At 57.6% G+C, this 25,777-nt stretch carries 17 protein-coding genes; 7 read left to right on the top strand and 10 right to left on the bottom strand.

Annotation, left to right across the window (positions count from 1 at the left end):
- Positions 1-49: 49 nt before the first annotated feature.
- From GSQ81_RS00545 to argJ, 4 genes are all read right to left on the bottom strand, one after another.
- Positions 50-1,921: a capsule assembly Wzi family protein gene (locus tag GSQ81_RS00545; RefSeq protein WP_318523768.1), complete on the bottom strand. Its 1,872-nt coding sequence runs from the start codon at positions 1,919-1,921 to the stop codon at positions 50-52.
- Between the two features lie 95 nt (positions 1,922-2,016).
- Positions 2,017-2,877, bottom strand: a complete 861-nt coding sequence (locus GSQ81_RS00540; protein WP_158908811.1) for a thiamine pyrophosphate-dependent enzyme — start codon at positions 2,875-2,877, stop codon at positions 2,017-2,019.
- Between the two features lie 90 nt (positions 2,878-2,967).
- On the bottom strand, positions 2,968-5,634 hold the full coding sequence (aceE, locus tag GSQ81_RS00535; RefSeq protein ID WP_158908810.1) for a pyruvate dehydrogenase (acetyl-transferring), homodimeric type: 2,667 nt from the start codon (positions 5,632-5,634) through the stop codon (positions 2,968-2,970).
- Between the two features lie 172 nt (positions 5,635-5,806).
- The gene (gene argJ / locus GSQ81_RS00530) at positions 5,807-7,045 is read right to left on the bottom strand and encodes a bifunctional glutamate N-acetyltransferase/amino-acid acetyltransferase ArgJ (protein WP_158908809.1); all 1,239 of its coding nucleotides are present in this window, start codon (positions 7,043-7,045) and stop codon (positions 5,807-5,809) included.
- 123 nt (positions 7,046-7,168) lie between these two features.
- Here argJ and GSQ81_RS00525 point away from each other — a divergent pair, with 123 nt between their 5' ends.
- Entirely contained in the window at positions 7,169-7,864 is a 696-nt protein-coding gene (locus GSQ81_RS00525) for an L-ribulose-5-phosphate 4-epimerase (protein ID WP_158908808.1), read from the top strand.
- An 85-nt stretch (positions 7,865-7,949) separates the two neighbouring features.
- Here GSQ81_RS00525 and GSQ81_RS00520 read toward each other — a convergent pair whose 3' ends face one another.
- A complete protein-coding gene (locus GSQ81_RS00520; RefSeq protein ID WP_158908807.1) occupies positions 7,950-9,023 on the bottom strand; it encodes a Gfo/Idh/MocA family oxidoreductase in 1,074 nt (357 codons plus the stop codon).
- A gap of 181 nt (positions 9,024-9,204) precedes the next feature.
- Between GSQ81_RS00520 and GSQ81_RS00515 the strand changes: the two genes are divergently transcribed.
- Positions 9,205-11,037, top strand: a complete 1,833-nt coding sequence (locus GSQ81_RS00515) for a tetratricopeptide repeat protein (RefSeq protein ID WP_158908806.1) — start codon at positions 9,205-9,207, stop codon at positions 11,035-11,037.
- On the opposite strand, the gene xylB is transcribed toward GSQ81_RS00515, so the two are convergent.
- Positions 11,034-12,503: a xylulokinase gene (gene xylB, locus GSQ81_RS00510; protein ID WP_158908805.1), complete on the bottom strand. Its 1,470-nt coding sequence runs from the start codon at positions 12,501-12,503 to the stop codon at positions 11,034-11,036. The genes GSQ81_RS00515 and xylB overlap by 4 nt on opposite strands.
- Before the next feature lie 259 nt (positions 12,504-12,762).
- Here xylB and GSQ81_RS00505 point away from each other — a divergent pair, with 259 nt between their 5' ends.
- The 3 genes from GSQ81_RS00505 to GSQ81_RS00495 all read left to right on the top strand — a co-directional run bounded on the left by GSQ81_RS00505 (position 12,763) and on the right by GSQ81_RS00495 (position 16,745).
- Positions 12,763-14,274 carry a TolC family protein gene (locus GSQ81_RS00505; RefSeq protein ID WP_254059907.1) on the top strand — a complete coding sequence of 504 codons (1,512 nt, stop codon included), beginning with the start codon at positions 12,763-12,765 and terminating at the stop codon, positions 14,272-14,274.
- 1 nt (position 14,275) lies between these two features.
- A complete protein-coding gene (locus GSQ81_RS00500; protein ID WP_158908803.1) occupies positions 14,276-15,577 on the top strand; it encodes an HlyD family secretion protein in 1,302 nt (433 codons plus the stop codon).
- A gap of 148 nt (positions 15,578-15,725) precedes the next feature.
- Positions 15,726-16,745 carry a VTT domain-containing protein gene (locus tag GSQ81_RS00495; RefSeq protein ID WP_158908802.1) on the top strand — a complete coding sequence of 340 codons (1,020 nt, stop codon included), beginning with the start codon at positions 15,726-15,728 and terminating at the stop codon, positions 16,743-16,745.
- Here GSQ81_RS00495 and GSQ81_RS19925 read toward each other — a convergent pair.
- On the bottom strand, positions 16,719-17,072 hold the full coding sequence (locus GSQ81_RS19925; RefSeq protein WP_254059906.1) for an energy transducer TonB: 354 nt from the start codon (positions 17,070-17,072) through the stop codon (positions 16,719-16,721). The two genes, GSQ81_RS00495 and GSQ81_RS19925, sit on opposite strands and share 27 nt — an antisense overlap.
- Positions 17,073-17,619: 547 nt before the next feature.
- Here GSQ81_RS19925 and GSQ81_RS00485 point away from each other — a divergent pair.
- Both GSQ81_RS00485 and GSQ81_RS00480 read left to right on the top strand, forming a co-directional pair.
- Entirely contained in the window at positions 17,620-19,209 is a 1,590-nt protein-coding gene (locus GSQ81_RS00485) for a UbiD family decarboxylase (protein ID WP_158908801.1), read from the top strand.
- Between the two features lie 199 nt (positions 19,210-19,408).
- A complete protein-coding gene (locus GSQ81_RS00480) occupies positions 19,409-19,969 on the top strand; it encodes a hypothetical protein (RefSeq protein WP_158908800.1) in 561 nt (186 codons plus the stop codon).
- 158 nt (positions 19,970-20,127) lie between these two features.
- On the opposite strand, the gene GSQ81_RS00475 is transcribed toward GSQ81_RS00480, so the two are convergent.
- The 3 genes from GSQ81_RS00475 to GSQ81_RS00465 are packed head-to-tail and all read right to left on the bottom strand — an operon-like array spanning position 20,128 to position 25,720.
- Positions 20,128-23,217, bottom strand: a complete 3,090-nt coding sequence (locus GSQ81_RS00475; protein WP_158908799.1) for an efflux RND transporter permease subunit — start codon at positions 23,215-23,217, stop codon at positions 20,128-20,130.
- A 14-nt stretch (positions 23,218-23,231) separates the two neighbouring features.
- Positions 23,232-24,416 carry an efflux RND transporter periplasmic adaptor subunit gene (locus tag GSQ81_RS00470; RefSeq protein ID WP_158908798.1) on the bottom strand — a complete coding sequence of 395 codons (1,185 nt, stop codon included), beginning with the start codon at positions 24,414-24,416 and terminating at the stop codon, positions 23,232-23,234.
- A complete protein-coding gene (locus GSQ81_RS00465; protein ID WP_158908797.1) occupies positions 24,413-25,720 on the bottom strand; it encodes a TolC family protein in 1,308 nt (435 codons plus the stop codon). The genes GSQ81_RS00470 and GSQ81_RS00465 overlap by 4 nt, the downstream gene beginning before the upstream one ends.
- Between the last annotated feature and the right edge of the window lie 57 nt (positions 25,721-25,777).

Here is a 25,777-nt window from a genome sequence, read left to right as displayed (position 1 = left end):
AAGAGGGCCCCAGCCAATTGGCTGGGCCCTCTTACTCTCCAACTACTTATTAATATTGCGGGTAGGTGTGTAACTTCGGGAACCAGGTAAACTGCACCGCAGCGGTAGTGTCCTTCTGAAGGCCCGACTTATAAATAGGAGCCTTCCATCCCTCATACTGCACCCATCCATTGAGTTCCAGGTCTGGCCCAAATCTTTTCACCACGCTGGCTTTGAACTGGTTCTGCGTCGTCCCGCCTGGAATGAAGTCCTTTGGCGTCTTCTTATTGAGATATTCCAATTGGATCGATTCATTGCCGGATAGGTGATAAGTCAGCCACGCCTGTCCGCCTTTTGCTTCGCGGCCGATCCAGTCGCCCATGATAAATCCCTTGTTGGTATATCCCTGTAGTTGAATTGTTTCAAAATAATTGAATTCGCCGTTAGAACTTCTCGCTACTCCGGGGTCGGTCGTAACCCCCTCGAGTCTCAAATCAAGTTTGTGAAACTTGGGAAACTGGGAGATGTAGAGGCCGGTACGATAAGCGGCACGCCGCGGAGCGCTGATGGGAGTTACGTCGTCATGCGCAATCGAATCGATATAGAGAGTGGCATATTTTCTAACAAACGGCAGACGATAGGAAAAATTAAAGTCGCTGAAGCGAGCTCCTGGATCGTCCCGTGAGAACTTCTCCGCTGCACTCGTATCGCTGGTATCGAAGAAGCCCTTGAGAAAAGTGTGCAAGGTGACAGGAGCATGACCCTCTCCGCCGAAGATGATTGTTCTTTGGAAGCCGAACTCAAAGTTGACCGTTGGACGGAACGAAAACATCTCGGAGTGGACCCAGGGACTATTGGGAGAGGTATGCCCTTTGAGGCTGCCGATGAAGAAGTCATATCGAACCGGTCCCAGCAGTTTCGACAGCAGGAAGATATTCAGCGGTTCGACTCTGTTCACGCGAAAGGAATAGATGTTCTCCGCGTTGTTGGACCATGCCATCGCGCCGCCGGCAGCCGGCCCAAGCCATGCATCTGTCTTGCCTCCCGAAATTTCATGGCCAAGCAGGTGCAAGGAAAGAGACGCCTCTACCAGGCGAAAGGGATTTTGCGCAGAGATAGGCCCCGCGGGAATTGTGTCCTGAGGCTCATTGGGCGGACCATAAGGGATGGTGTCAATGGCTGATAGCTGGCTCGCGAGTGCATAGGAATATCCCGTTGCCGATGGAGAATGTTGATATTCGCCACGCACGTAGAGTGAGAACGGCCCCCACTCATTCACCGTTGAAAGGCCGGTGAGGTTGTTAAAGCCGGATTGGTAGGGGCGTCCGTAGTCGTTCGCTATCGTCTGGCCCAGGTGATAGCTGTCACGTAGAGGTGTCCCGCCGATTCCCATGAAACGTGTGTAGGTGGACTCCAATCCATAAACCGCTCCACGAGCCGTGTATCCTGAAGGAACTTCCGCATCGAACTCGGTCAAGAGCTTCACCAGAATGTCCTGCGCTTCTTCGTTATCGCTGTGGATGATGTCGTATTTCGATTCCTGAAGCATGTGCAGCGCACTGCGGCGCGTCCAGGGACGCATTCCCAGAAACATCGTGTCGAGAAATCCCATGGAGTAGAGCCGGGTCATGGCAGGATAGACCCAACTGTCTACCGGGATATAGGTCGATCCGTAACGGTCTGGCAACTTGTCTTCATCGAGTGGCCCATAAGGAACATAAGCGGTGAAGGGATTTTCCGGCGAAGCCGTTGCAGGTGGCACAGCGGGCTGGCCCGTTTTCTGAGGCGGGGCTGCTGCGGGAGCCGTAGTCTGACTTTGTGGCGCATAAGCCGGCAACGCCGCTGGCGCTGACTGCGATGGGGATGTCGACGTCTGTGCAAATATAGCTGAACCTGCACAAACGACGACAATCGCAATAGGAAGATAGACTCTTTTCCGCACTTGCACCTCAAATGTTCTATTTAGATCGCTACACCAGTGTACCGTCTCGATCACTGGAATGAGGGATGCAGGCAGTTGAGGGAAACATGAAAACGTTAATGTTTTGCCGCTGCCAACTTTTTGCGGAAGGCATCACCGGCATGATTCGCCCACTCTTCACTGCAGACTTTCCGTCCTGTCAAAAATCTTTTCATGTGAAGAATAGGATCATTAACATCGTCGTTTCGTTGCTTTGCCCTTCGAGAAGAAATGCATTCGATCAGGACGGGCCCATCCCCTCCGCGAGAACGGCCAATAGCCTCCTGCGCCACACGATACAGAGCCACAGCATCGTTTGCGTCGACGGGGATTCCAGGAATTCCGAATGACCTCGCCTTTGCGCAGATATTCGTAGCCTCGCCTTTGCCCTCCGCTTCGGGGAGAAGCACAACGATGATTGGCAGATTTAGCTGTGCCGCCAGAGCAAGGATTTGTTTCCAGGAACGTTTTGGCAACTCAGCATGATAAGCGTAAGCCATCACGATATTGTTTTGCTTCTGAGTCTTAAGGGTGAGTGCCGCACCCAGCGCCATATGCAGGTGGTCTTCTGCATTCTCAATCGATGGCAGTTGACGCGTAACGATAGCTGTCTCGGTCGATATCGTGTTTTCAGCTTGGGAGCCAGAGATCACCGCAGCGATATGACGGAGAAGGGGAGTGAGTGTAGCGCCGAAGAGAAGATCCATCGTCGCGCACATTCGAACATCACTGACGAGGTCTCCCTGCTTAAGTTCGATGGCCGTGGCCATCCGGCACGCTTCTTCCCCAAACGCAGTGGCCAGTCGCTGCCGCTTTGTCTTTCGCTGTGCTTTGGCGATATGCTCGTTCAGCGATCTGGCCTGAGCCATCAGGGTGTAGATCTGTCGCAGCTTTTTATTGGGAACTAATGGATTTTCGTGCGGTGCCGTTTCGCTCAAGCCGGGTCTCCCATTGATGCAGCGCTTCTGCAAAAACGAGGGCCCCGTGAGGAACCCTCGATCTAAAAATAGACTGCTAACTACCGCAAGCTAAGCCCGGGCAGGATCGCCAGCCTCGACATCGAGGCCGAGTTCGGCGAGTGCCTTTTGCGCCTGCTTCGGCTTGAACTTGCCCTCGCGAGAAAGCTTCGAGAGAGTCGCCCCAACAATGGACTCTGCGTTGACTTCAAAGTGGCTGCGCAGATGCTCGCGATTGTCGCTGCGGCCAAAGCCATCGGTTCCCAGCGATACAAGTCTGTTTGCCAGCCATGGTGATAGCTGGTCGGGCACGACCTTCATATAATCGCTGGCCGCGATAATTGGCCCTTGTGTTCCCGCCATGGCCGTCTGCAGATAGCTCTGGCGCTCCTTCTCGGCGGGATGGAGGCGGTTCCAGCGCTCCACTGCCAGCGCATCGCGCCGCAACTCGTTGTAGCTGGTAACGCTCCATACGTCGGTCTGTACACCGTACTTCGTCGCTAGAATCTCCTGAGCGCGAAGCACTTCGTTAAGGATGGTTCCACTGCCGAAGAGCTGTGCGACTGCTTCACCTTCGATTGCCGGCTTCAGTTTGTACAGGCCACGCAGAATACCTTCGGCAGCACCTTTCGGCATCGCGGGCATGGCGTAATCTTCGTTGTACATGGTGATGTAGTAGAAGACGTCTTCGCCCTTCTCGTACATCCGGCGAATGCCATCCTGTACCACCACGACAAGCTCATAGACGAATGCCGGATCATAGGTAATGCAGGTCGGGACCGTGCTTGCCAGCACGATGCTGTGGCCATCCTGGTGCTGCAGCCCTTCGCCGAGCATCGTCGTGCGTCCAGCAGTGCCACCCATCAGGAAGCCCTTGCCGCGCGAGTCGGCGAATGCCCACACCATGTCGCCGATGCGCTGAAATCCAAACATCGAGTAGTACATGTAAAAGGGAATGGTCGGAATCTTGTAGTTTGCGTAGGCCGTGCCTGCTGCGGTGAACGACGCCATCGAACCAGCTTCAGTAATGCCTTCTTCGAGAATCTGCCCGTCCTGCGCTTCGCGGTAGTAGAGCAGCATGTCGGCATCGTGCGGACTATATTTCTGGCCTTCGGGTGCGTAGATGCCTACCTGACGGATCGCCGATTCCATGCCAAAGGTGCGGCCTTCGTCGGGCAGGATCGGCACGATAAGCTTACCGATCTTCGGATCCTTCAACAGGTGACGAAGGATGCTGACAAAGCCCATCGTTGTCGAAACAGCGCGCTTATTCGAGCCTGCGGTCCACTCGGCAAAATAATCCAATTCCGGAGCGACGAAATCCGACTTCGGCACTTCGCGTTTCGGGAGATATCCACCCAACTCCCGACGCCGCTCTTGCAAGTACACGATTTCAGGAGAATCCTGCGCGGGACGATAGGGCGTTCCATGGACTGCTGCCTCTTCTGGAATGGGAATATCGAACCGCTTTACAAAGGCGGCCAGTTCGGAGTCCACCATCTTCTTTTCGTTGTGCGTGGCGTTGCGCGCCTGCGACGAGCCCATGCCGAAGCCCTTTACGGTCTTGGCCAGAATGACGGTTGGGCCGCCCTTGTGCTCCATCGCCCGCTTGTATGCGTTGTAAATCTTCGCCGGATCGTGACCGCCGCGATGCAGCCGCTCGAGCTGCTCATCGGTCAGATCGCGTACCAGTTCGAGCAGCTCCGGATACTTGCCGAAGAAATTTTCGCGCAAATAAGCGCCGTCCTTTGCCTTGAAGGTCTGGAAGTCTCCGTCCACGCACTCTTCCATCCGCTTGAGCAACAGGCCAGTGTGATCGCGCTCAAAGAGTGCGTCCCAATCGGAACCCCAGATGACCTTGATGACGTTCCATCCTGCTCCGCGGAAGTGGCCTTCGAGCTCGTCGATAATGCGCTTGTTACCGCGCACAGGGCCATCGAGACGCTGCAAATTGCAGTTCACCACAAAGATGAGATTGTCCAGATTTTCGCGAGCAGCAACAGCGATTGCGCCCAGCGTATCGACCTCGTCGGTCTCGCCGTCGCCGACAAAAGCCCAGACCTTGCGCTCGGTTGCCTGGATAAGCCCGCGATGCTCAAGATAGCGCATGAAGCGTGCCTGATAGATGGCATTGAGGGGGCCGATGCCCATGGACACCGTGGGGAAGTTCCAGAAGTTTGGCATCAGCCACGGGTGCGGATAGGAACTCAGACCGGGAGTGTCGCGCAGCTCGTGACGGAAGTTTTTGAGATGCGAGTCGTCGAGCCTGCCTTCGAGATAAGCGCGAGCATAGACGCCCGGAGAGGCATGTCCCTGGAAGTAGATGAAGTCTCCCGGCTGGTCTCCATACTTGGCGTGAAAGAAATGATTGAAGCCGACCTCAAGCAGGGTCGCGAGTGAAGAATACGTCGAGATGTGACCGCCAATACCGGCGTCTTTTTTATTCTGGCCATGCACCATTGCCATCGCATTCCAGCGAAGCAGCGCTTCGACGCGGCGCTCCAGCGCCCGGTCGCCGGGATAGGGAACCTCATCGTGCTTTGGAATGGTATTCAGATATCGCGTCGTCAACTCACTCGACGTCGGCACCCCGGCCTGCTGCGCTCTCTGCCGAAGGGTTTCGAGAAGTTCTGCGCCCTGTTCCCAGTCATTCGCAATGACCTCGTCAAACGCCTCAATCCACTCGGACACTTCTTCGGAAAAATCAATCTGGGCCGGAGTTTCAAGTTTCATCGTCATAAGCAGTCCTTATATCCGTAGTTGCCGGGGTTGTAGGTCAGCGCTCCAAGTGCACTGGTTCTAGGATAGTCGTCTTAGGGCACAAACGTCACTAGCGTCCCCTTTTTCAAGGGAAATCTGCCAGTGGGTATCTGATAATCGACCGGGGAGAAGTCGATTTCAGAAACAAGTTCTAGGTGGAGTAATCGGCATTAATCCGCACATATTCCGCCGTAAGGTCACAGGTAATGAATCTGCATTCGGCATTGCCTTGTCCCAGATCGAGTGTGATGGTGTATTCGCGTTCCTGCATCGTCGCATGGGCCGCAGCTTCATCGAAGAGCGGCGCCCGCATCCCGAGCTCAAAGACGGGTTGTGTGCCGATCCTGATGTTGACCCTCTCCGGATCGAACGCCACGCCGCTATATCCGGCGGCTGCCAGCAGGCGGCCCCAGTTCGGGTCTGCACTTGACCATGCCGTCTTGCAAAGAGGGGAGTGAGCGATGGCCTTGGCAACCTGCTTTGCTTCCGACGGCGTGCGAGCCCCAGTAATGTGTAGTGTCACTACATGGCCCACGCCCTCGCCGTCGTCAACAATCTGGTGGGCCAGCGAGCCGCACACCAGATTGAGTGCGTTGGCAAAAGGCTCGCCCGTCCGTTCGTTGAGCTTGACTCCGCTGGCTCCGCTGGCCAGCAACAATACGGTGTCGTTGGTCGAGGTATCCCCGTCGATGGAGATGCAATTAAAGCTCTGCTCTACGGCTGGCTGCAAAAGCCTGCTGAGTTCCTCCGTCTCGGCTGCCAGATCGGTGAAGAGATAGACCAGCATCGTGGCGTGCGGAGGGCCGACCGGTGCTCCAAGCTGGGGATGAATCATACCTGCGCCCTTTGCAGCGCCGAAGATATTAATCTTGGCTCCGTCGATGTCGACGACGGCGCGAGCGGTCTTCATGCGCGTGTCGGTCGTCATGATGGCCTGGGCAAAAAGCTCTGCGTGATCTGAAGTGCTGCCCAGCACGGTCTGTATGGCAGGCAGGGCGGCGATTACTTTTTCTGCGGGGAAGGGAACACCGATGATGCCGGTCGAGGAGGGAAAGACCTCGTCGAAGATGCAGTGAAATGTCTCTGCCGCAGCGACACAGGTTTGCACGCAGGCTTCGATTCCGGCCTGCCCGGTGGCGCAGTTGGCGTTGCCGGCGTTGACCAGCACGGCGGCAACTCTTCCGCCGGTGGATTGGAGATGACGTCGGCCTACGGTCACAGGTGCCGCAACAACCTGATTTTTCGTGTACATCACCGCTGCATTGGCGGTTTTGGGGGCGATGGCGACAGCTACGTCCAGCTTTCCGCTGGCCTTGATGCCAGCTTTGATCGCACCCCATTCGAAGCCAAGGGGAAGGGACTGGGCGTTCGTATCTTGCTCAATGTTCATGACCTGATCCTGCTCGATGCTCATAGAGTTACTTTATCAAGGGAAAGCATCTTCATCAGGCGTTTCAGATATTCTGAAACCATTGCATGGCATTGTGCGGAATTGCTTAGAAAGAGGCTGTTGATGCTGCTTGAAGAATTGCGGAAATCGGTGCTTGAGGCCAATCTGGAGCTGGTTCGGCGGGGGCTTGTCCTCTACACGTTTGGCAATGCCAGCGGTGTGGATCGCAAGCAGGGATTGGTGGTGATTAAGCCCTCCGGCGTCGATTACGACGAACTGAGGCCGGAGCATATGGTGGTGACCGACCTGCACGGGAAGATCGTCGAGGGCACGCTGCGGCCTTCCTCTGATCTGGATACGCATACGCTGCTCTATCGCGAATTCGCCGAGATTGGGGCCGTAGTGCATACCCACTCGGAGTATGCCACCAGCTTTGCTCAGGCAGGGATGGCGATCCCAGCACTGGGGACGACCCATGCCGACTACTTCTATGGACCGGTTCCGGTGACCGAAGAGCTTACCGACGAGGCCATCGGCGGACGGTACGTGCATGAGACGGGTTTGGCCATCGTCAACCGCTTCAAAGGAATCGATCCGCTGGCTGTGCCTGCCTGCCTCGTGGCCGGACATGCTCCCTTTGTCTGGGGCAGGACTCCGCATGACGCGGCGCACAATGCGGTGGTGCTGGAGGCTGTGGCGCGGATGGCTTACCGGACACTGACCTTGCAGGCTGATTGCAAAGGAGTCTCGCAGGCTCTGCTGGATCGCCACTACTTCAGGAAGCACGGTGCTTCGGCGACCTATGGACAGTCCCGCTGATTCGGAACACAACAAGCAGCAAATGGTCCCATCTTCAGCGTAATGTTGAAGATGGGGCCATTTGCTGCTTTGAAGGTTTATAGCTTCAGAAGCTGACGGGAAGAGTGCGAGCTTCCGCTGAGCTTTCGCGGGCCATTTCGAGAAGCCTAATGACGCGATAGGCGTCTTCGGGCTGGACCGCCAGCGGAGCCTTGCCATTGATGGCATCGCGCACGTTGGCGTAATAGTTGCGGTAGTCGCCGGTCTCGGTCTTGACGGGGGTGCGGGTCAACGTGCTGGGATCGGCTGGGTTGGGAGCGACGGTCAGGACCCCCCACTCCGATTCCGGCTCATTGAGCCATGCTTTTGCATCGCCCATGCGCGGCACCTTTGCTCCTCCGAGAAGGGCCGGCTCCTGCGGATCGAGGCCGTACTTCTTGAAGCTGCCATGGGTGCCGTGGAGCAGAAAGCGGGGGGCATTCTCGCAGGCCAGCAGGGTGGCTCGGCAGTGGGCGAGCAGCCTTGGATAGTGCAGGGTGATGTCGAAGGCGTCTTCAATCTCAGTGGCGTCGCGGTCTTTGCGGACGCTGGCGGTGATGGCCTGAGGTGAGCCGAAGAGGGCCAATGTCTGATCGACGAGGTGCGGCCCAAGATCGAAGAGCATACCGTTGGCTGCGCTTCCAGCCTCCTTCCATGTGGCCTCGCGGGGCAGCGGACGGAAGCGGTCGAAGTGGGACTCGAAGGTGACAAGTCTGCCCACGGCCTTCTGGTCGACGAGCTTGCGGATGGTGAGGAAGTCTCCGTCCCAGCGGCGGTTATGATACGGGGCAAGTACAAGATTGCGAGCTTTGGCAAGGTCGATCAGCTCGCGGGCCTCGGTACTGGTGGCAGCGAACGGCTTGTCGATAACGACGTGCTTGCCTGCTTCAAGAGCTTGTTTGGCCAGCGCGAAGTGGGTTTCGTTCGGCGTGCCGACGACGATGAGCTGGATGGCCGGGTCGGCGAGGGCCTCTTCGACGGAGCGGAGGATGCGGGTTTCGGGATAGGCCTTGGCTGCTTCATCCCCGCGGCGCTGCACAATGGCCTCGAGCCTGAGGCCGGGGACGGCGTGGACGAAAGGGGCGTGGAAGACGCGTCCGGCGAGGCCGAAACCGATGACTGCAACTCCTATATCTGACATTGCTGCTCTCCTTGGTTGGTTGTGCACCAGTGTTTCATAGTGGATGGGCTAGGCCAAAGGCGGGCCACGTTTGGGTGGGTGTCGGCGATTGATAGGATGGGTGTGTGTCTTGTTGGCGCGCGACCGATGTTAGGGATGCCAATGATGGCGCGGAATTCTGAGGCTCACGACGGCTTACTTTTTGAGATCTTCAACCAGGACAAAACGACCGGTACAGTCGAGCGGGGTATCGCGCTGGAGCGCTCTCTCGGGCTGGTGTTTTACGCATCAGGGGATTGTCTTTGCCGTTGCGGGTGCGGTGTGGGTGCTGGCGCTCTACTGGAAGGCGCTGAGCGCTCCGTTTCTCTATGACGACGTAGACCAGATCGTCAACAACCCGATACTGGCCTCGCTGCGGTTGGCGGTTCACCGGTTCTGGCTGGCCCCGATCTCGTTCAACAGCGAGATTGGCGGAGCTGGAGGCGGGACCTATCGGCCGCTTTACTGGATGAGCCTTGTGCTCGACCGCCGGATATGGGGGCTGAATGCGAGCGGGTTTCATCTCACGAACCTCGTCCTGCACTGGCTGAATGGAGTGCTCGCATTTCTACTGTTGCGGCGTCTGCGGGTTGCCCCATGGACCGCCGCGGTGTCCGCGCTGCTTTGGCTGGGCCTTCCGATCAATACCGAGGCCGTGGCATGGGTGAGCGCACGGGGCTACTTGTTGTGCACCTTCTTCCTGCTGCTGGCGCTGCTGGCGGCGGACGGCTTTCTGCGCGAGGGCAAGTCACGGCTTTTGCTGGCGGCATATTTTGTCGCTTCGCTGGCGGCGCTGCTGAGCCATGAGGAAGGCGTGTTTGTCCTTCCATTGGCGCTGCTGGCGGCGTATGCGACGGAACGGTTGTCGCGCAGGCTGGCGGGTGGGCTGGTTGCTGCCTCGATTCTGGCTGGGCTGGTCTATATCGCTTTGAGAGAGGCGGTTAAAACGGGTTCGGAGCATACGGGGGCCGCACTGTGGGCGGTAGGGTTGGCCTTCTGGCGCTATGTGCAGTGGATGGTCCTGCCCGTGCATATGAGCGTGGAGCGGTCGACCTCAATGCCTGCCAATGCGGCTTCTCCGGGGACGATTGCGGGCTGGCTGGGGCTGATTGCGCTGATTGCCGTGATCGTATTGCTGAGGAAACGGCTGCCGGTAGTTGCTGCAGGGCTGGCCTGGATGGTGATTGCGCTGCTGCCATTTTGCGGCTTCGTCGCGATCTATCAGGGCATGGCGGAGCGGTTCGAGTATCTGGCTTCTGCGGGGTTGGCGCTGACGGCTGCTGGGTTGGTGTTGAGGCTCAGCGGTCGTTGGCGGCGAGTTGCCGTTAGCTTTCTTGTCTTGTGGGTAATGTGGGGAGCGTGGCGGGTGTGGGCGCGGGTGCAGGACTGGCAGAACCCGGCGGCGCTCTATGCAAGCTCGCTGCAGGCTACGCCGAAGAGTTCGGTGCTGCTCTATAACCTGGGGCTGGAGTTCAGGAGAAGCGGCGATGTTTTGACCGCGGCGAAGTTATATGGACAGGCAGTGAAGCTGCAGCCTCGCTACGGACGGGCGTTGGCCGGGCTGGGCGATGTCTATCTGCAGCTAGGCGAGACTCCGGATGCGGTGCAGTACTTTGAACGGGCGCTGGCGCTGAATCCTGCGGACATGGAGACGGTGATCGACCTGGGCGAGGCGTTACAGCGGATGGGTGACAAGCAGGGAGCCGAGGTGCAGCTACGCAAGGCGATCGCGTTCGATCCAACGCAGAGCGAGGCTTATACCGATCTGGGCGTGCTGCTGGGGAGCATGGGGCGGGTGGACGAGGCGATTCAGGCGTTTCAGGCAGCGATCAAGAACAAGCCTGCGGACGCGACCCCTTATTTTGACTTGGCGGTGCTGTTTCAGCAGCGCGGTCAGGATGAGGTCGCGCTGCCGTTTTACAGGAAGGTGCTGGAGCTGAAGCCGGGCGATCCGGACACGATCCGGAATGTCAGCAAGCTGCATCTGGGACGCTAGTTGGCGATGTCGCGCAACGCCGGATAGATCTTGCGGTATTGGCGATAGGCTTCGTTCATAGCATCTGCGTTCTGCGGAGCGATGGTTTGAGCGACGCGAATCGTAGCGGCGCAGGCTGCCTCGACGCTGGGCCATGCATTGACCCCGGTTCCGGCGAGGAGAGCCGCTCCGAAGGCTCCGCCTTCTTCAGCTTCAAGGAGTTCGACGGGTTGGCCGTAGACGTCTGCCTGAATCTGCCGCCAGAGGGGGCCACGGGCTCCGCCGCCGCCAAGGCGGATGCTGTCGACGGGGATGTGCAGCTCCTTGAAGAGAGTAAAGGTGTCGCGCAGGCTCATGGCCACGCCTTCGAGCACGGCGCGGACGAAGTGCGCCTGGGTGTGGCTGGCGGTGATGCCGACAAAGGCGGCGCGGGCGTTGGGGTCGAGGTGCGGTGTACGTTCGCCGAAGAGGTAGGGCGCCCACAGCAGGCCGTCGCTGGCGGCTGGGACTTCGGCAGCGAGTGCGCTGAGAGCGTCGTAACTGCTGGAGGTGGCGAAGGTGTCACGGAAGTAGCGCAGGCTGAGACCGGCGCCGTTGGTCACTCCCATGACATGCCAGCGGTTGGGAGCGGCGTGGCAGAAGGTGTGCAGGCGGCCGAGGGGGTCCTTAGTGGGAGCATCGGTGGCGGCGAAGACGACTCCGCTGGTGCCGATGGTGGCGGAGACGGAGCCGGGCGCGAGGATGCCCATGCCGACGGCTCCGGCACCCTGATCGCCTGCCCCGGCCGCTACGGGCGTGCCAGCGGCCAGGCCGGTAGCACCGGCTCCGGCGTCAGAGATGCGCGCGCAGATCTCGGGTCCTTCATAGAGGCGAGGCAGCCACTGCATGGGGATTCCGGCGGCTTCGGCCACTTCGGTGGACCAGCGGCGGTGGGCTACATCGAGCAGAAGGGTGCCGCTGGCCTCCTGCATGTCCATGGCGAACTCGCCGGTGAGGCGATAACGGACGTAATCCTTGGGGCAGAGCACATGGGCGATGCGGGCAAAGATCTCGGGCTGGTGGTCGCGAACCCAGAGCAGCTTGGTGAGGGTAAAGTTGGGCAGGGCGGGGTTGGCGGTGAGCTCGATCAGGCGCTCGAAGCCGATCTTCTCTGTCAGCCAGTCGCATTGGGGCTGGGTGCGCTGGTCACACCAGATGAGCGCCGGACGCAGGACAACGCCCGCGGCGTCGAGCATGACGCAGCCATGCATCTGGCCGGTGAGACCGACGGCCTCGATTGCGGAACCGGCTAGTTCGCTCTGCGCGATGGCTCCGGCGATGGCCTCGCGGGCAGCGCGCCACCAGTCGTCGGGGTCCTGCTCGGCCCAGCCAATGTGCTCGGAGTGGATAGGGGCGTGTTCGGCGCTGCATGAAGCGATGACTTTGCCGCCGCGGTTGATGAGGATTGCCCTGGTGCCGCCGGTTCCGACGTCTACTCCGAGAAACATGTCTGGTTTCCTTTTAGGTTAGTAAATGCTTTTAGTAGCAGTGTAGCTGGTGCCGTCGGAGAGGTGGAGCGGGTAGAAAAATTCTGCCCGAATTTTCCCCCACGATACTTTTTTGAACATTCCGGACGACTTAGCGCATCTGAATATACGAAGAAAGACACAATCAAGTCGATGGCACAGGTTTAAGCATTTCTGTGTCATCAAAACCGTAGGATTACTTACAAGGATGCAGGTAACATTCAAAGGTATGAGCCAAAGCATGAGAGCGCGTTACTCCCGGAACGTGGTTGCGACGCTGGGCGTTGGACTGCTGTGCCTGTCGGGCACGGTACTTCCCGCCGGGGCACAGCAGGATACGAGCCAGACCACGGCCAGCGGACCGAGCACAGGGCAGACCAGCTCCCCGATCGCGTCGGCGCAGCAACAGCTTTATACTGCGTCGGGCGAAAATGGCGCGCAGCCTACGCAGGATTCATTCAAAGGCAGCGTCGTGGAAGGGAAGTCGACCGGCACGCTGATCGACCTGTCGCTCGACGAGGCCATTCAGCGCGGCCTTCGCAATAACCTCGGGATCATCCTGCAATCATCGACGCAGAAGAATGCAGGCGGGCAGCGGCTGGAGGAGTTGCAGACATTGCTGCCTACGGTAACTGCTTCCGGCAGCGTTGAGGTGCAGCAGATCAATCTCGCGGCTGAGGGCTTGAAGTTTCCCGGCCTCAACCCGATCATCGGGCCGTTTCAGGTAGTGGACTTCCGGGCATTCCTGACACAGAATCTGGTAAACGTTTCTGCCTTGCAGAATTACATTGCCGCAAAACATAACTTTGAAGGCGCAAAGCTGACCGCCGAGGACGCCCGCAATCTGGTGGTGCTGACGGTAGGCAACGCCTATCTCTTGTGTGTGGCGGATGCCGCGCGCATTGAGGCAGTGAATGCAGAGATGGCCACCTCAAAGGTTTCGCTCGATCAGGCGACGGACGCGCATGATGCCGGAACCAGTCCGAAGCTCGATGTATTGCGGGCGCAGGTGGACTATCAGAATGAAGAGCAGCGGCTGATTTCGGCGAAAAACGATCTGGCAAAGGACAAGCTGGCGCTGGCTCGAACGATCGGCCTACCGCTCGATCAGGAGTTTCGGCTTACGGATCAGGTTCCCTTTGCTGCGCTCGATCATGTGAATCCCGACACCGCTTTTGCGCAGGCGCTGGCAGCCCGTAAAGACCTTGCGGCCTCGGCGGAGCAGTTGAAGGCAGCGCGTGCGGAGAAGACTTCGGCGTGGGCGAGCCAGCTTCCGGTGGCAAGCTTCTCGGGAGACTATGGCGACCTGGGAACCACACCGGGGCACTCGCATGGGACGTATTCGGCAACGGGCAAAGTAAGCGCCCCGATTCTGCAGATCGCCAAGACGCGCGGCCAGGAGCAGGTCGCCGACGCTCAGTACGAGCAGGCGAAGGCCAAGCTGGCCGATCAGGCGCAACAGGTGAATGCGGACGTACGCGACAGCCTGCTCGATATTCAGGCGGCCGAGAAGCTGGTGGAGGCGACGCACTCGAATGTCGAACTTGCCAACGAGGCGTTGAGCGATGCCCAGCAGCGGTTTCATGCCGGAGTTTCGGACAACCTTGCGGTTTCGCAGGCGCAGTCCCAGACAGAACTGGCGAATGACCAGTACATCAGCGCGCTCTACCAGCACAATGTCGCCAAGCTTTCGCTGGCCCGGGCGCTGGGCGTAGCGCAGACGAATTACAAAGATTATCTCGGAGGAAAGTAGCTTGCCAGACCAAGAGAACCAAAATCGCGACGATCAAACCGCGGAGATCAGTGGAACGGTTCACCTTAAATCGCATGACGATGCGAACAAGGGCAGCCGAAATGGCGACGAAGAGGCTCCACAGCCTGAGAAGTCGTCGCGACGGAAGTTCATCGTCATCGCAGTGCTGATCTTTCTTGTGGTGGGAGCAGCCCTGTTCTACTGGCACTCCAGCTTTTCTGAAGATACGGACGACGCACAAATTGATGGCAACCTGTACCAGGTTAGCTCGCGTGTGACCGGGCAGGTCATCAAGGTCTACGTGGACGACAACCAGAAGGTGCAGCAGGGCCAGTTGCTTGCGGAGATCGATCCCAAGGACTACCAGGTTGCACTGGAACAGGCCCAGGCCAACCTAGCCAGCGCCCAGGCCGCCGCCATTCAGGCGAATGTCAACGTCCCAATTATTAGCACGAATGTCAGCACAAACCTGAGCACGACCAGCTCTGACGTGCAGGGCGCACAGGCTGCCGTGGCGCAGGCGCAGAAGCAGGCCCAGGCGGCGGAGGCCCGTGTAGACCAAGCGAAGGCCAACGCATTGAAGGCGAAGCTGGACGTGGAGCGCTACACGCCGCTGGTCGAGAAGGACGTCATCTCGAAGCAGCAATTTGATGCTGCGGTAGCGCAGGCTGCCGGTACCTCGGCCGCTGTCATCGAGGCTCAGTCTCAGGTGATTGGACAGCAGGAGGCGGTACGTGAGGCGCAGCAGAAGCTGGCGCAGTCGCGCTTTTCGGCGAATGAGTCAGTAAAGAATGGTCCGCAGCAGGTGAAGGTGCAGGAGGCGAAGGCCAATGCGGCCCTTGCCGAGGTGCAACAGTCGCAGGCCAAGGTCGACCAGGCCCGGCTTAACCTCAGCTACACCCACATTACGGCTCCCACAACGGGCATCGTCAATAAGAAGAACGTACAGGTGGGCGCCAACCTTTCGATTGGGCAGGACCTGCTGACGATTATTCCCCTGACCGATCTGTGGGTCACCGCGAACTTCAAAGAGACGCAGATTCAGCACATGCATCCGGGGCAGGATGTCACCATCGAAGTAGATGCCCTGGGTGGACGCAAGTTCCATGGCAAGCTGACTCAGATTGGCGGAGCCACCGGATCGCGCCTGTCTCTGTTCCCGCCCGAGAACGCCACAGGCAACTATGTGAAGGTGGTGCAACGAATTCCGGTACGCATCGACTTCAATGACCTTCAGAAGGAGAATGGGGATTACGCGCTTCGGCCAGGGTTCTCTGTCACTCCTTATGTCTCGGTCAAATAGAGGAAGCAGCAGGTCTTAAACGGGCCGGAGCGACCCTTTCAACAATTCTGAAATACAGCCTCACCATTAATCGGTGGGGCTGTGTATCTTTAACCGCGAGGGCCTCGCATCCAAACTCTTGCCTGGCTCATCTACCAAACATACCCTTATGCCGATAGCGATTGTATTTTTCGTCCATTATGCCTACTTGATCCTGTTCTTCTGGGTTCTGGCGGAGCAGCTCGGCATACCCATTCCCAGCATTCCTGTGCTGCTAACGGCAGGGACGCTCAGCGCTACCCACAAGATCCACCACTCCTACGCTCTCGCGGTGGTGCTGGTGGCCTGCATCCTGGCTGATACGCTCTGGTTTGCGCTGGGGCGGCGCTATGGCAAGAACGTTCTACAGCTTCTTTGCCGATTGTCGTTTGAGGCTTCGACCTGCGTCAGCAAAACCGAGGGATATTTTTCAAAGCGTGGTCCGGTCACGCTACTGATCTCGAAGTTCGTTCCCGGACTGAGCACGGTCGCTGCGCCGATTGCAGGGCAGACCGGAATGCCGTACAGCCGATTCTTTCTCTGGGATTTTGCCGGATCCATCTTGTGGGCCGAGACCTTCCTGCTTGCCGGGCGTTTCTTTGGTGACCTGGCAAAGCGCAGCGCGCGGTTCTTCCAGCTTTTGGGCCACTTCGCGTTCATCATCTTTATCGTGATGGTGTTCGGCTTCTTTGCCTACCGTCTCTTCAAGCAGCGCAGGTTTCTGCGGCAGGTCCGCAGCATGAGGCTTGAGCCTGCCGAGTTGAAGGCCATGATTGACAGTGCGCAGGAGCAGGGCAACATCCCGCCGTTCATCGTCGATCTGCGCCATCCGTTGGACTACCTGCCCGATCCCCGGGTGCTGCCGGGCGCGCTGCGGATTGGACCGAATGAGATCAGGCAGCACAGCGAGATCATTCCACGCGACCGCGATGTGATCCTCTACTGCACCTGCCCCAGTGAGGAGACAAGCGCCAAGCTGGCGATGCAGCTTCACAAGATGGGCATCTACAGGGTGCGTCCGCTGCGGGGCGGCTTCGACGGATGGAAGGAGGCGGGATACCCTCTCGTGGACTACATCGAAGACACCCCGCACGCTCAGCCGTTGCTGACGCAGATCACACCGTCAACTCCCCATGCGGAAGCTCACTGATATCGTCGTCTGTACTTCAGTAGGGCTGCCATTAAGCCGGTAAGGCTGGTAGCGCGCTGTACGGATGGCATCGATGGCGGCACGCTGCAACATCGGTGGCCCGCTGATGACGTGCAGGCTTTCAATCGTTCCAGTGCGAGAGATGGTGGCTTCCACGACCACCGTTCCTTCTACGTGCGCTGCTCTGGCTATCTCGGGATAGATAGGACGAATGGGCGAGAGGAGCATTCCGGCAGAAACGCCGGACGAGATGCGCACCGGGCTCTTTGAAGTGTGCGCTGAAACGACTGCGACGTGTGGCGTATAGATCGCGTCCCCGATTGCCATACTTATTGGTCTCCCATCTGCCATTCCACTTCCTGATGAAATTGCGTCGACAGGAGGAGCATCGTTATCCGGTAGCGGAACTAGTCTGCGTTGCATTGGCTGCGCGGTGAGAGGCTGCGCTGCTGCGGAAGTCGTCATGCCGGATGCTGCGGATGTCGCTTGAACAGGCCGAATGGGGATGGGAGGGCGAGGAGGCGGTGGCATAACGATGTGCGGCGTTACAGCTTTAAATGCCAGTCCCTCTGGATGCAATAGAGGCAACGCGATGATAAGTGCAGCGAGTGAAAATTGAAGTGTCAGGGATGCCACAGCAGTCCAACGCTCTGGCGAAGAAGTATGACGAACCTGCGATATGACCAAACTATCCTCGAACATAAAAGCACCTCTCCAACATCAGCGGATCAGGTGCGCATCTGCGAGGAATGCGTACTTATTACGTTAGACACCTGCGCACGGAAAATGTTCCGGGCTCGATGCGTTCAAACTTCTTGCGCAGAACCCGTTACCATAGAACTGCGACCGTGGTGTGCCGCGGCAGGAGAGGGAATTGGCTTACAACGATCTTCGCGACTGGATAAAGCAACTCGAAAAGGCCGGAGAACTGAAGCGCATCACCGCGGAGGTCGATCCGATTCTTGAGATGGCCGAGATTGCGGACCGCGCCGCCAAGCTGGGACGAGGTACAGCGAAGGCTGGTGGGCCAGCTCTACTATTTGAGAACGTCAAGGGCTATCCCAAGGCACGTGTGCTGATGAATCAATTCGGCAGCGAGCGGCGAATGAAGCTGGCGCTTGAGACCGACTCGCTCGATGACATTGCCGACCGCATTCGCGAGTTACTGCATCCTGTCTCGCCGACGAGCTTCATGGACAAGCTCAAGATGTTGCCGAAGCTGGCAGAGGTCGGCGGATTCTTCCCGAAGCTCATCGCTGCAAAGGACGCCCCCTGCAAAGAAGTGATCCATCGCGGCGACGAGGTCAATCTTCTCGATCTGCCTATTCTGAAGACATGGCCGCAGGATGGTGGCCGCTTCATCACGCTGCCCTGCGTGATAACGCGCGATCCGAAGTCGGGCAAGCGCAACGTCGGCATGTATCGGATGCAGGTGTACGACGGCAAGACGACAGGGATGCATTGGCAGCGGCAGAAGGTTGCTGCCGAGCACATGCGCGACCGGCTGCGCGCGACGACCCCTGATCTTGCAAGCGGTGTCGATCTGATGGCATTGACGGCTGGTGGAACGACCTCGGCTGCTTCGCTCGATACATTGAATGCGACGACACTGACGAAGATTCGCAACGATCGCATGGAGGTCGCTGTGGCGATTGGCACCGACCCTGCGACAACTTTCTCTGCGATTGTTCCAGCGCCGCCAGAGGTCGAGGAGTATCTGATCGCAGGTTTTCTGCGCCAGAAGCCGGTTGAGTTGGTGAAGGCGGAGACGGTTGACCTTGAAGTACCCGCTCATGCGGAGTACATCCTCGAAGGGTACGTGCAGCTCGGTGAGCTGCGCACCGAAGGCCCGTTTGGCGATCACACCGGCTTCTACACCATGCAGGATGACTATCCAGTTTTCCATGTGACTGCGATCACGCATCGCAAGCAGCCTGTCTATGCAGCCACCATCGTCGGCAAGCCGCCCATGGAAGATGCGTGGATGGGCAAGGCGGTGGAACGGATCTTTCTGCCGCTGATGCAGATGACGCTGCCCGAAATTGTGGATGTCAACCTTCCGCCCGAAGGTGTCTTCCACAATTTAATGATCATCTCGATAAGAAAATCTTATGCAGGTCATGCGCGCAAGGTAATGAACGGCATCTGGGCGATGGGACAGGCGATGTTTACGAAATGCATCATCATTGTCGACGAGGATTGTGATGTGCAGGACTTATCAGAGGTCGTTCTTCGCACGACAAATAACATCGATCCGGAAAGGGACATTCAATTCACGCTCGGGCCCGTAGACTCTCTCGACCATGCAAGTCGGCTGCCAAATTATGGGAGCAAGATGGGCATTGACGCTACACGAAAGTGGCCCGCAGAAGGATTTACGCGAGAGTGGCCCGCAATGCTTACGATGGAGCCAGAAGTAAAGGCTCGTGTCGATGCACTGTGGAAAAAACTGGGAATTGAGTAGCAACTTTCTGATTAGTTTGCACTTTTTATCTATTTGCACTTACAACTATTATTTTGATGGCTCGCTCATCGACGTCAAAAGAGGCGTGTTTTTTTGTTCAAAACCGAACATGCTAATTGTTGCTGGGCAACGTGTTACCCCTACCTCGCTTCTAAGTTCTTAGCGGGTTCTCCCGGAATCTCTGTTTGGAGGCATCATCTTGAAACGACATCAATTGATTGGCTTATTTATTTCTGTGTTCGGCTTGTCTCTAGCTGCCCACGCCCAGGCCGTTCCTATGGCCACGCGTCTGGGATCGATCCAGGTCGGTGCAGGCTTCAGCTTCGCCATACCTGACTATGGTCAGACTTACATTAAAGGCTATACGATCTATGGCGATGCCGACCTATGGCGTCGTGTTGGCCTTGAAGCCGATGTGCATCAGATCAACGTTCTTACGCCGACGGATATTGGCGAGGACACTTATCTCATCGGCCCGAGATTTACTCTTCTACGTCGGGACCGTGTTCGCGCTTATGCGAAGGTGCTCGGCGGAATAGGCCGGTTTGAATATCAGTCTGGTGTTCATCCTCATCCCTTCACTGATACCTTCGGTGTCCTCTCTGTTGGAGGCGGTATTGAGTTTCGTGCTTCTCAGCACATCAATATTCGCGCCATCGATATTGAAGCGCAGAAGTGGCCTGGCTATGGAACACCCGGCTTTGCGGCACATGGATTGACTCCATTCGTCACAACGTTTGGCGCGGCATACGCCTTCTAACTACTCCTCAAGCAGACAACAGTTCTCTTTTGAAGAGAAAATAATGAGGCTCCTCGATACTGAGGAGCCTCATTATTTTAATGATTGCATTCTGAATTGAATAAGCTTTGAAGCGCCTGCATTGCTAATGCGGAGCGACGTATGACGGATCACGCAGGTCAGACCTGCAAGACGTCTCCATCGCGAGCGACCATCTCGTACAGCACAGGGTTGACGAAAAATCCGAGGAAGAGTCGAGAGACCAAACCTGCGACGATCACGATGGCAAAAGGCTTCTGCGTGTCGGAGCCGATGCCGGTGGAAAGCGCCGCAGGCAACAGGCCCAGGCACGCAACCAGGGCAGTCATCATGATAGGGCGAAGCCGCAGCAGCGATGCTTCGCGCGTTGCTGTACGAATGTCCTTGTTCTCAAGCCGCAGCTTGTTGATATACGAGACCAGAATTACCGCCGTCTCAACTGATACGCCCATCAACGCGAGCAATCCCAGTGCCGATGAAACGCTGAACGGCGTGTGTGTCAGCTTCAGGGCGATGAGCGCGCCGACAGGCTCGGTCAGCAATACCCCAAGAGCGATGGTCAAAGGGAATTTGAAGTTGCCGTAAAGCGCGAACAGAATCATGAAAATGATAAGCAGCGCAAGCGGGCCGATGAATTCCATCTGATGCTTCGCTTGCAGAAATTCTCCATACTCTCCACCCCATGCGAGCCGGTACCCGGGGGGCAGCGTCTTTGTAATGTCCTCGATCGATTTTTGACCGGCGCGGACAGCGCTCTCGAGATCGCGACCGTCGATGCTGTACTGCACGCCGATGTAACGCGCGTTGTCTTCGCGGTAGATGAACGATGCGCCGCCTGCCTCGTGAATGTTCGCCAATTCGCTCAACGGAATTTGCTGTCCGGAAGGCGTGCCGACAAGCAGATTGCCGATCTGATTCGCATCTTCGCGGAACTCAGGTTTCATGCGGACGACAAGATCGAACAGCTTCTCTCCCTGAATGACCTGGGTGGCGGCCTGGCCGCCTACGGCCGCTTGAACGATCGCCTCTACATCAGCTACGTTGATGCCGTAACGAGCGATCTTGTCACGATCGACATCGATCAGCAGGCTGGGTTGGCCAAGCTCGCGAACAACAGTCAACTCCGAGAAGCCAGGCACCTTAGAGAGTCGCCGCTTGATCTCAAGCGCCTTGCTCTGGAGAGTATTGAGATCGGGCCCGTAGATTTTTACCGCCAACGCACTCTTGAGGCCAGTGAGCGCTTCGTCGACCGCATCCTCAGCAGGCTGCGTGTAGTTGAAGATGACGCCGGGGAATGCCTGGAGTTGCTTTTGAATGTCCTCGGTCAGCTCCGTCTTGTTGTGTATCGAACCGGTCTTCCAGGAGGCGTCATTGTAAGGCTTGAGGCCCACATAGAACTCATCGTTGAAGAAACCTGTAGGATCGGTTCCGTCGTCGGGCCGGCCAAGCTCGGAGCCAACATCGGTCACCATGGGATACTTCATCAGGATGTTGCGAACCTGCGGAGAAAACTTACTTGCAGTGTCGAACGAGACCGTATAAGGCATAGTTGCACGCACCCATAGCGCGCCTTCGTCGAGATGCGGCATGAACTCTCCGCCGATAAATGGAATGAGCAGGAGCGTGGCGCCGAAGATCAGCGTGGCTCCAATCATAGTGGCCTTCGGATGGTCGAGGCACCATTCGAGCTGGCCCGCATAGATGTTGCGCATCCACTCAAATGGCTTGTTCTCGCGCTCGCGCACACCTTTTTTGAACCAGTAGGCGCACATGACGGGAACGAAGGTGAGAGTAAGAATCAGTGCACCGACGAGTGCAATTGAGACCGTGTCAGCCATGGGCTTGAATAATTTTCCCGAGGGCCCGGTGAGCGCGTAGATGGGGAGATAGCCCGCAATGATGACAGCGACGGAATAAAAGATGGGACGATCTACATCCTTTGCTGCTGCCAGGATGACCTCCTGCAGGTCATAGCTCTGGCCTTCGCGCATACCTAGTTCACGGAAGACATTTTCGACCATCACCAGCGTTCCATCGATGAGAATTCCGAAATCAATTGCTCCAATGGAGAGTAGATTTGCAGCGATGCCTTGCGCATGCAGGAAGGTAAAAGAAAAGAGCAGCGCCAGTGGAATCGTGAGGGCTACGATCACCGCGGCCCGAATGCTGACCAGAAAGGCCATCAACACAAGCAGCACAAGGCCCATTCCCATCAGCATATTGTGTTCGACCGTGTCGATGGTCAACTGAACGAGATCGCTGCGGTCGTAGTAGGCATGCACTTTTACATCGGGCGGCAGGACGCCCTCGTTAAGTTGCCGGGTCTTCGCTTCGACAGCCTTCAGGACGTTCTGCGTCTGTTCGCCGCGCCGCATCATGATGACGCCTTCGACGGCATCGTCTGTTTTATTAAATCCAAACTCGCCCAGCCGAGGAGCATTTCCTATGACTACTTCGCCAATGTCGCGAATGCGCACCGGCACGCCATTTTGCGTTCCAACGATGACGTTGCCGATATCCGATGTGTCATGCATGAGGCCAAGGCCGCGGACATAATAGATCTGGCCGCCCTGCGAATAAAAGCCGCCTCCAGCATTCGAATTATTGACGGAGAGTTGCTGGATCACGGTCGGCACCGTGAGGTGGTAGGCATACAGCTTTGCCGGATCGAGAAGCACTTGGTACTGCATGACCGTGCCGCCGAAGCCGGAGTCGTCTGCAACGCCTGGAACCTGTTTATATTCCCGTTCGATCACCCAGTCTTCAAAGGTCTTCAGCTCTTGTGGGGTACGATCGGGACTCTCTAGCACATAGCGATAGACGAGCCCGGAGGGACTCGCCAGCGGAGCGAGTGTCGGCGTTACGCCAGTGGGGTAAGTCACCTCGCTCAGACGTTCGAAGACCTGCTGCCGCGCAAAATAATTGTCGGTACCTTCATCAAACGTCAGAATGACATCCGAGAGCCCGTACAACGAGATCGAGCGCATCACGGACATCTTGGGTACGCCGTTCATCTCCACTTCGGTCGGTACGGTGACGAGGCGCTCGATCTCTTCCGCCGCATGGCCGGGCCACTGGGTGATGATTTCCACCATCGGTGGAGCCAGATCGGGATAGGCGTCCACAGGCATGTGGTGAAACGAGAGCACTCCGCCGATGACGATGAAGAGCACGAACAGCAGAATCAGCAACCGCTGCCGCAACGCGAATTGGACGACATGATGAATCATTCGAAGCCGCCTTCTCAGTGTTGCAGCGAATTAGCAAACTGAAGAAAGAGGCTGCCATCGCCGACAACCCTTTCTCCAACGGAAATGCCCTTCAGTATCTGTGTCTGGCCATTCTGGCTTTCGCCCAGCTCCACATCGTGCCGGCCAAATTGATTTTCGCCGTTGGCCACGTAGACGAATGGCTGGTTCTCGTCATCGTGCAGAACTGACGAGTTGGGCACCGCGATAACGTTCGGCAACAAACCCGCAGTCACCGTGACGGTGCAGTACATATCCCTCTTCAACTTCTCGCCGGGATTGTCCACCACGATGCGCGCTTGCAGCGTTCTTGTGCCGGGATCAAGCGCGGGAGAGACATAGGAGATGCGTCCATGGAAGCTGCCGGGATAGGCGTCCGTCTGTACGACAACGCCATCGCCGCTGCGGATGGAGGCAAGGTCCGCCTGGTAGACATTCGCGAGCACCCACACCGTACTCAGGTCCGAGATGGTGAAGGCCTGCGTTTGACCAGCCTGCACTACCTGTCCCGGTGAGACTAGACGCTCGACGACTTCGCCGCTGATCGGTGCGAGCACTGGAATCTGCGCCGACGAAGGCGCCTTAGCCAGATCGGCAGGATTTTTTATTCCGAGGATCTTCATCCCCTGGTCGGCTGAGTTCAAATCTGCCTGCGCCTGGTTGCGGTCCGATTCAGCCTGTTCCAGATCGCGTTCCGCGATAGCGTGGTGCTGATACAGGTCTTGCGCCCGGGCATAGCTTTTGTTCGCCAGACGGTATGAATCCGCTGCCTTCAAATAAGAGCCCAGCAACTGGGAGTAATCGGGGCTGCTGACAGCGAGCATCGCTTGGCCTTCTTTGACATGCTGGCCCGGCACTACCAGAATTCGACTGACAGGGCCGCCGACCTGGGTGATGACCGGCGTAGTTTTAAAGGCGTTGTATGCGACAGTGCCGGTGAGCCGCAGCGTGCGGGTCAATGTAGTCGGCTCAATGGTGACCACCTGCACATGAGACATCTGGTCTTGCGGAATAGTGAAGAGCTCCGGCGTCGCGGACTTCGAGGCCTTCGCTGAAAAAGAAGTCATCTGGCTTGCATGTTCGCGGTCGCCCGAGCTACATGCCGTGAGCATCATTGCGAGGGCGAGCGCCGTCGCACCTGAAATCCTGTAGCTGAGGCGCTTGATGGGTGCGGTCGTCATGGTAGGCTCCTGGTTCCAACCGCCTCGCGAAGCTGTTCGAGCGCGAGCAGATAAGATGCGAGCGCCTGGCGGTAGCCGAGTTGGGTGGTGCGGTAGCTGCGCTCCGCATCGAGAAAGTCGAGCAGGCTCGCCGCGCCGCGCTTGTAGGCATATTCGCTGATGTCGCGCGACTGCTGTGCCTCGTCGAGATAACCCGAACGATAGAGGCCGACGATCTCGTCATTGGTGTGCAGGTTCTCGAATGCATCCCGCACGTCGGTTAGCACTTGCCCATTCGCGAATTTTTCCTGTTCCTCGGCCTGAGCGATGGCGAAGCCGGTGCGCGCAATCTCACCCTGGTTGCGATCGAAGATCGGCAGTTCCATTTGTCCAAACAGAGAAATATTGTTGGTGTAACCCAGATGCGTATAGCTGACTTGTCCGGTGACGTCTCGCTTGCCGATTGCTTTTTGCAGATCGTGCTGGCTGTTCGCAGCGACGACTCCCAATCGCGCCGCCTGTAAATCCGGCCTGTTCTGCAATGCGTTTGCCTGAAAATCTTCGACGTTGCCTTTGACCGGCTGGTAGTCGAATGAACTGGCCACGTCGAAGTCGGGAACGATGGATTCATATCCCAGCAACTGTCGCAGGTCCGAAAGCCCCTGCACCCTGGCGAGCTTCGCCGTGGACACGTCAGTCTGAAACTGAAGCATCTGCAGCTTGATCTTTAGCAGGTCGTCCTGGCTGATGTCGCCGGCTTTGTAGCGCACCTCGCCGATATCCACTGTGTTCTGGAAACTCTTCAGGTCCTGCGTTGCCAGAGCAAGCGTCGATTCGGCGAGTTCCACATTGATGAACTGAGAGGCGACACTGAAGGTAAGGCTGCGTGCATTGTCAGCCACCTGCGACCGCGTCACGGCTGTCTGATCTTTGGCAGCTTCAAGCCGGTGCTGTCGTTTTCTCCCCCGCTCGAATAGATAGCTGACGCCAAGATCGAACTGCGCTGTGTTGTCCAGATAATCCGCCGTGAATTGATCTGGCTGAAAGATCGGCAGAAATTGCGAATCGCCCATCAGCACCGGGTTGGGGCGCAGATTAGCGGTTGTCTCTGCCGCCTGGTTCTGCTCGATCTGGGTACGCGCGGCCAGCAGCGTGTGGTTATGTTGAAGCGCCATCTGAATCGCGTCGTCGACTGTGATGATGACCGCACCCGGCTTCTGGGCAAGCGTGTTCGCTTGTGGGGCTGGCTGGCTTTGCGCGGCTGCCGCTCCGAAGAGAAATGCGGGGACGAGAATAGTTGAAAAACACAGACGATATGGATGCATGAACGGTCAGCCTTCTTCAGCAAGGCGATACACTGATTGGCGTGCTGGAGCAGCACG

The organism is Granulicella sp. L56, assembly GCF_009765835.1.
Lineage (GTDB): Bacteria > Acidobacteriota > Terriglobia > Terriglobales > Acidobacteriaceae > Edaphobacter.
Note: the sequence above shows the minus strand (reverse complement) of the source record. Positions and strands in the feature narration are given on the sequence as shown.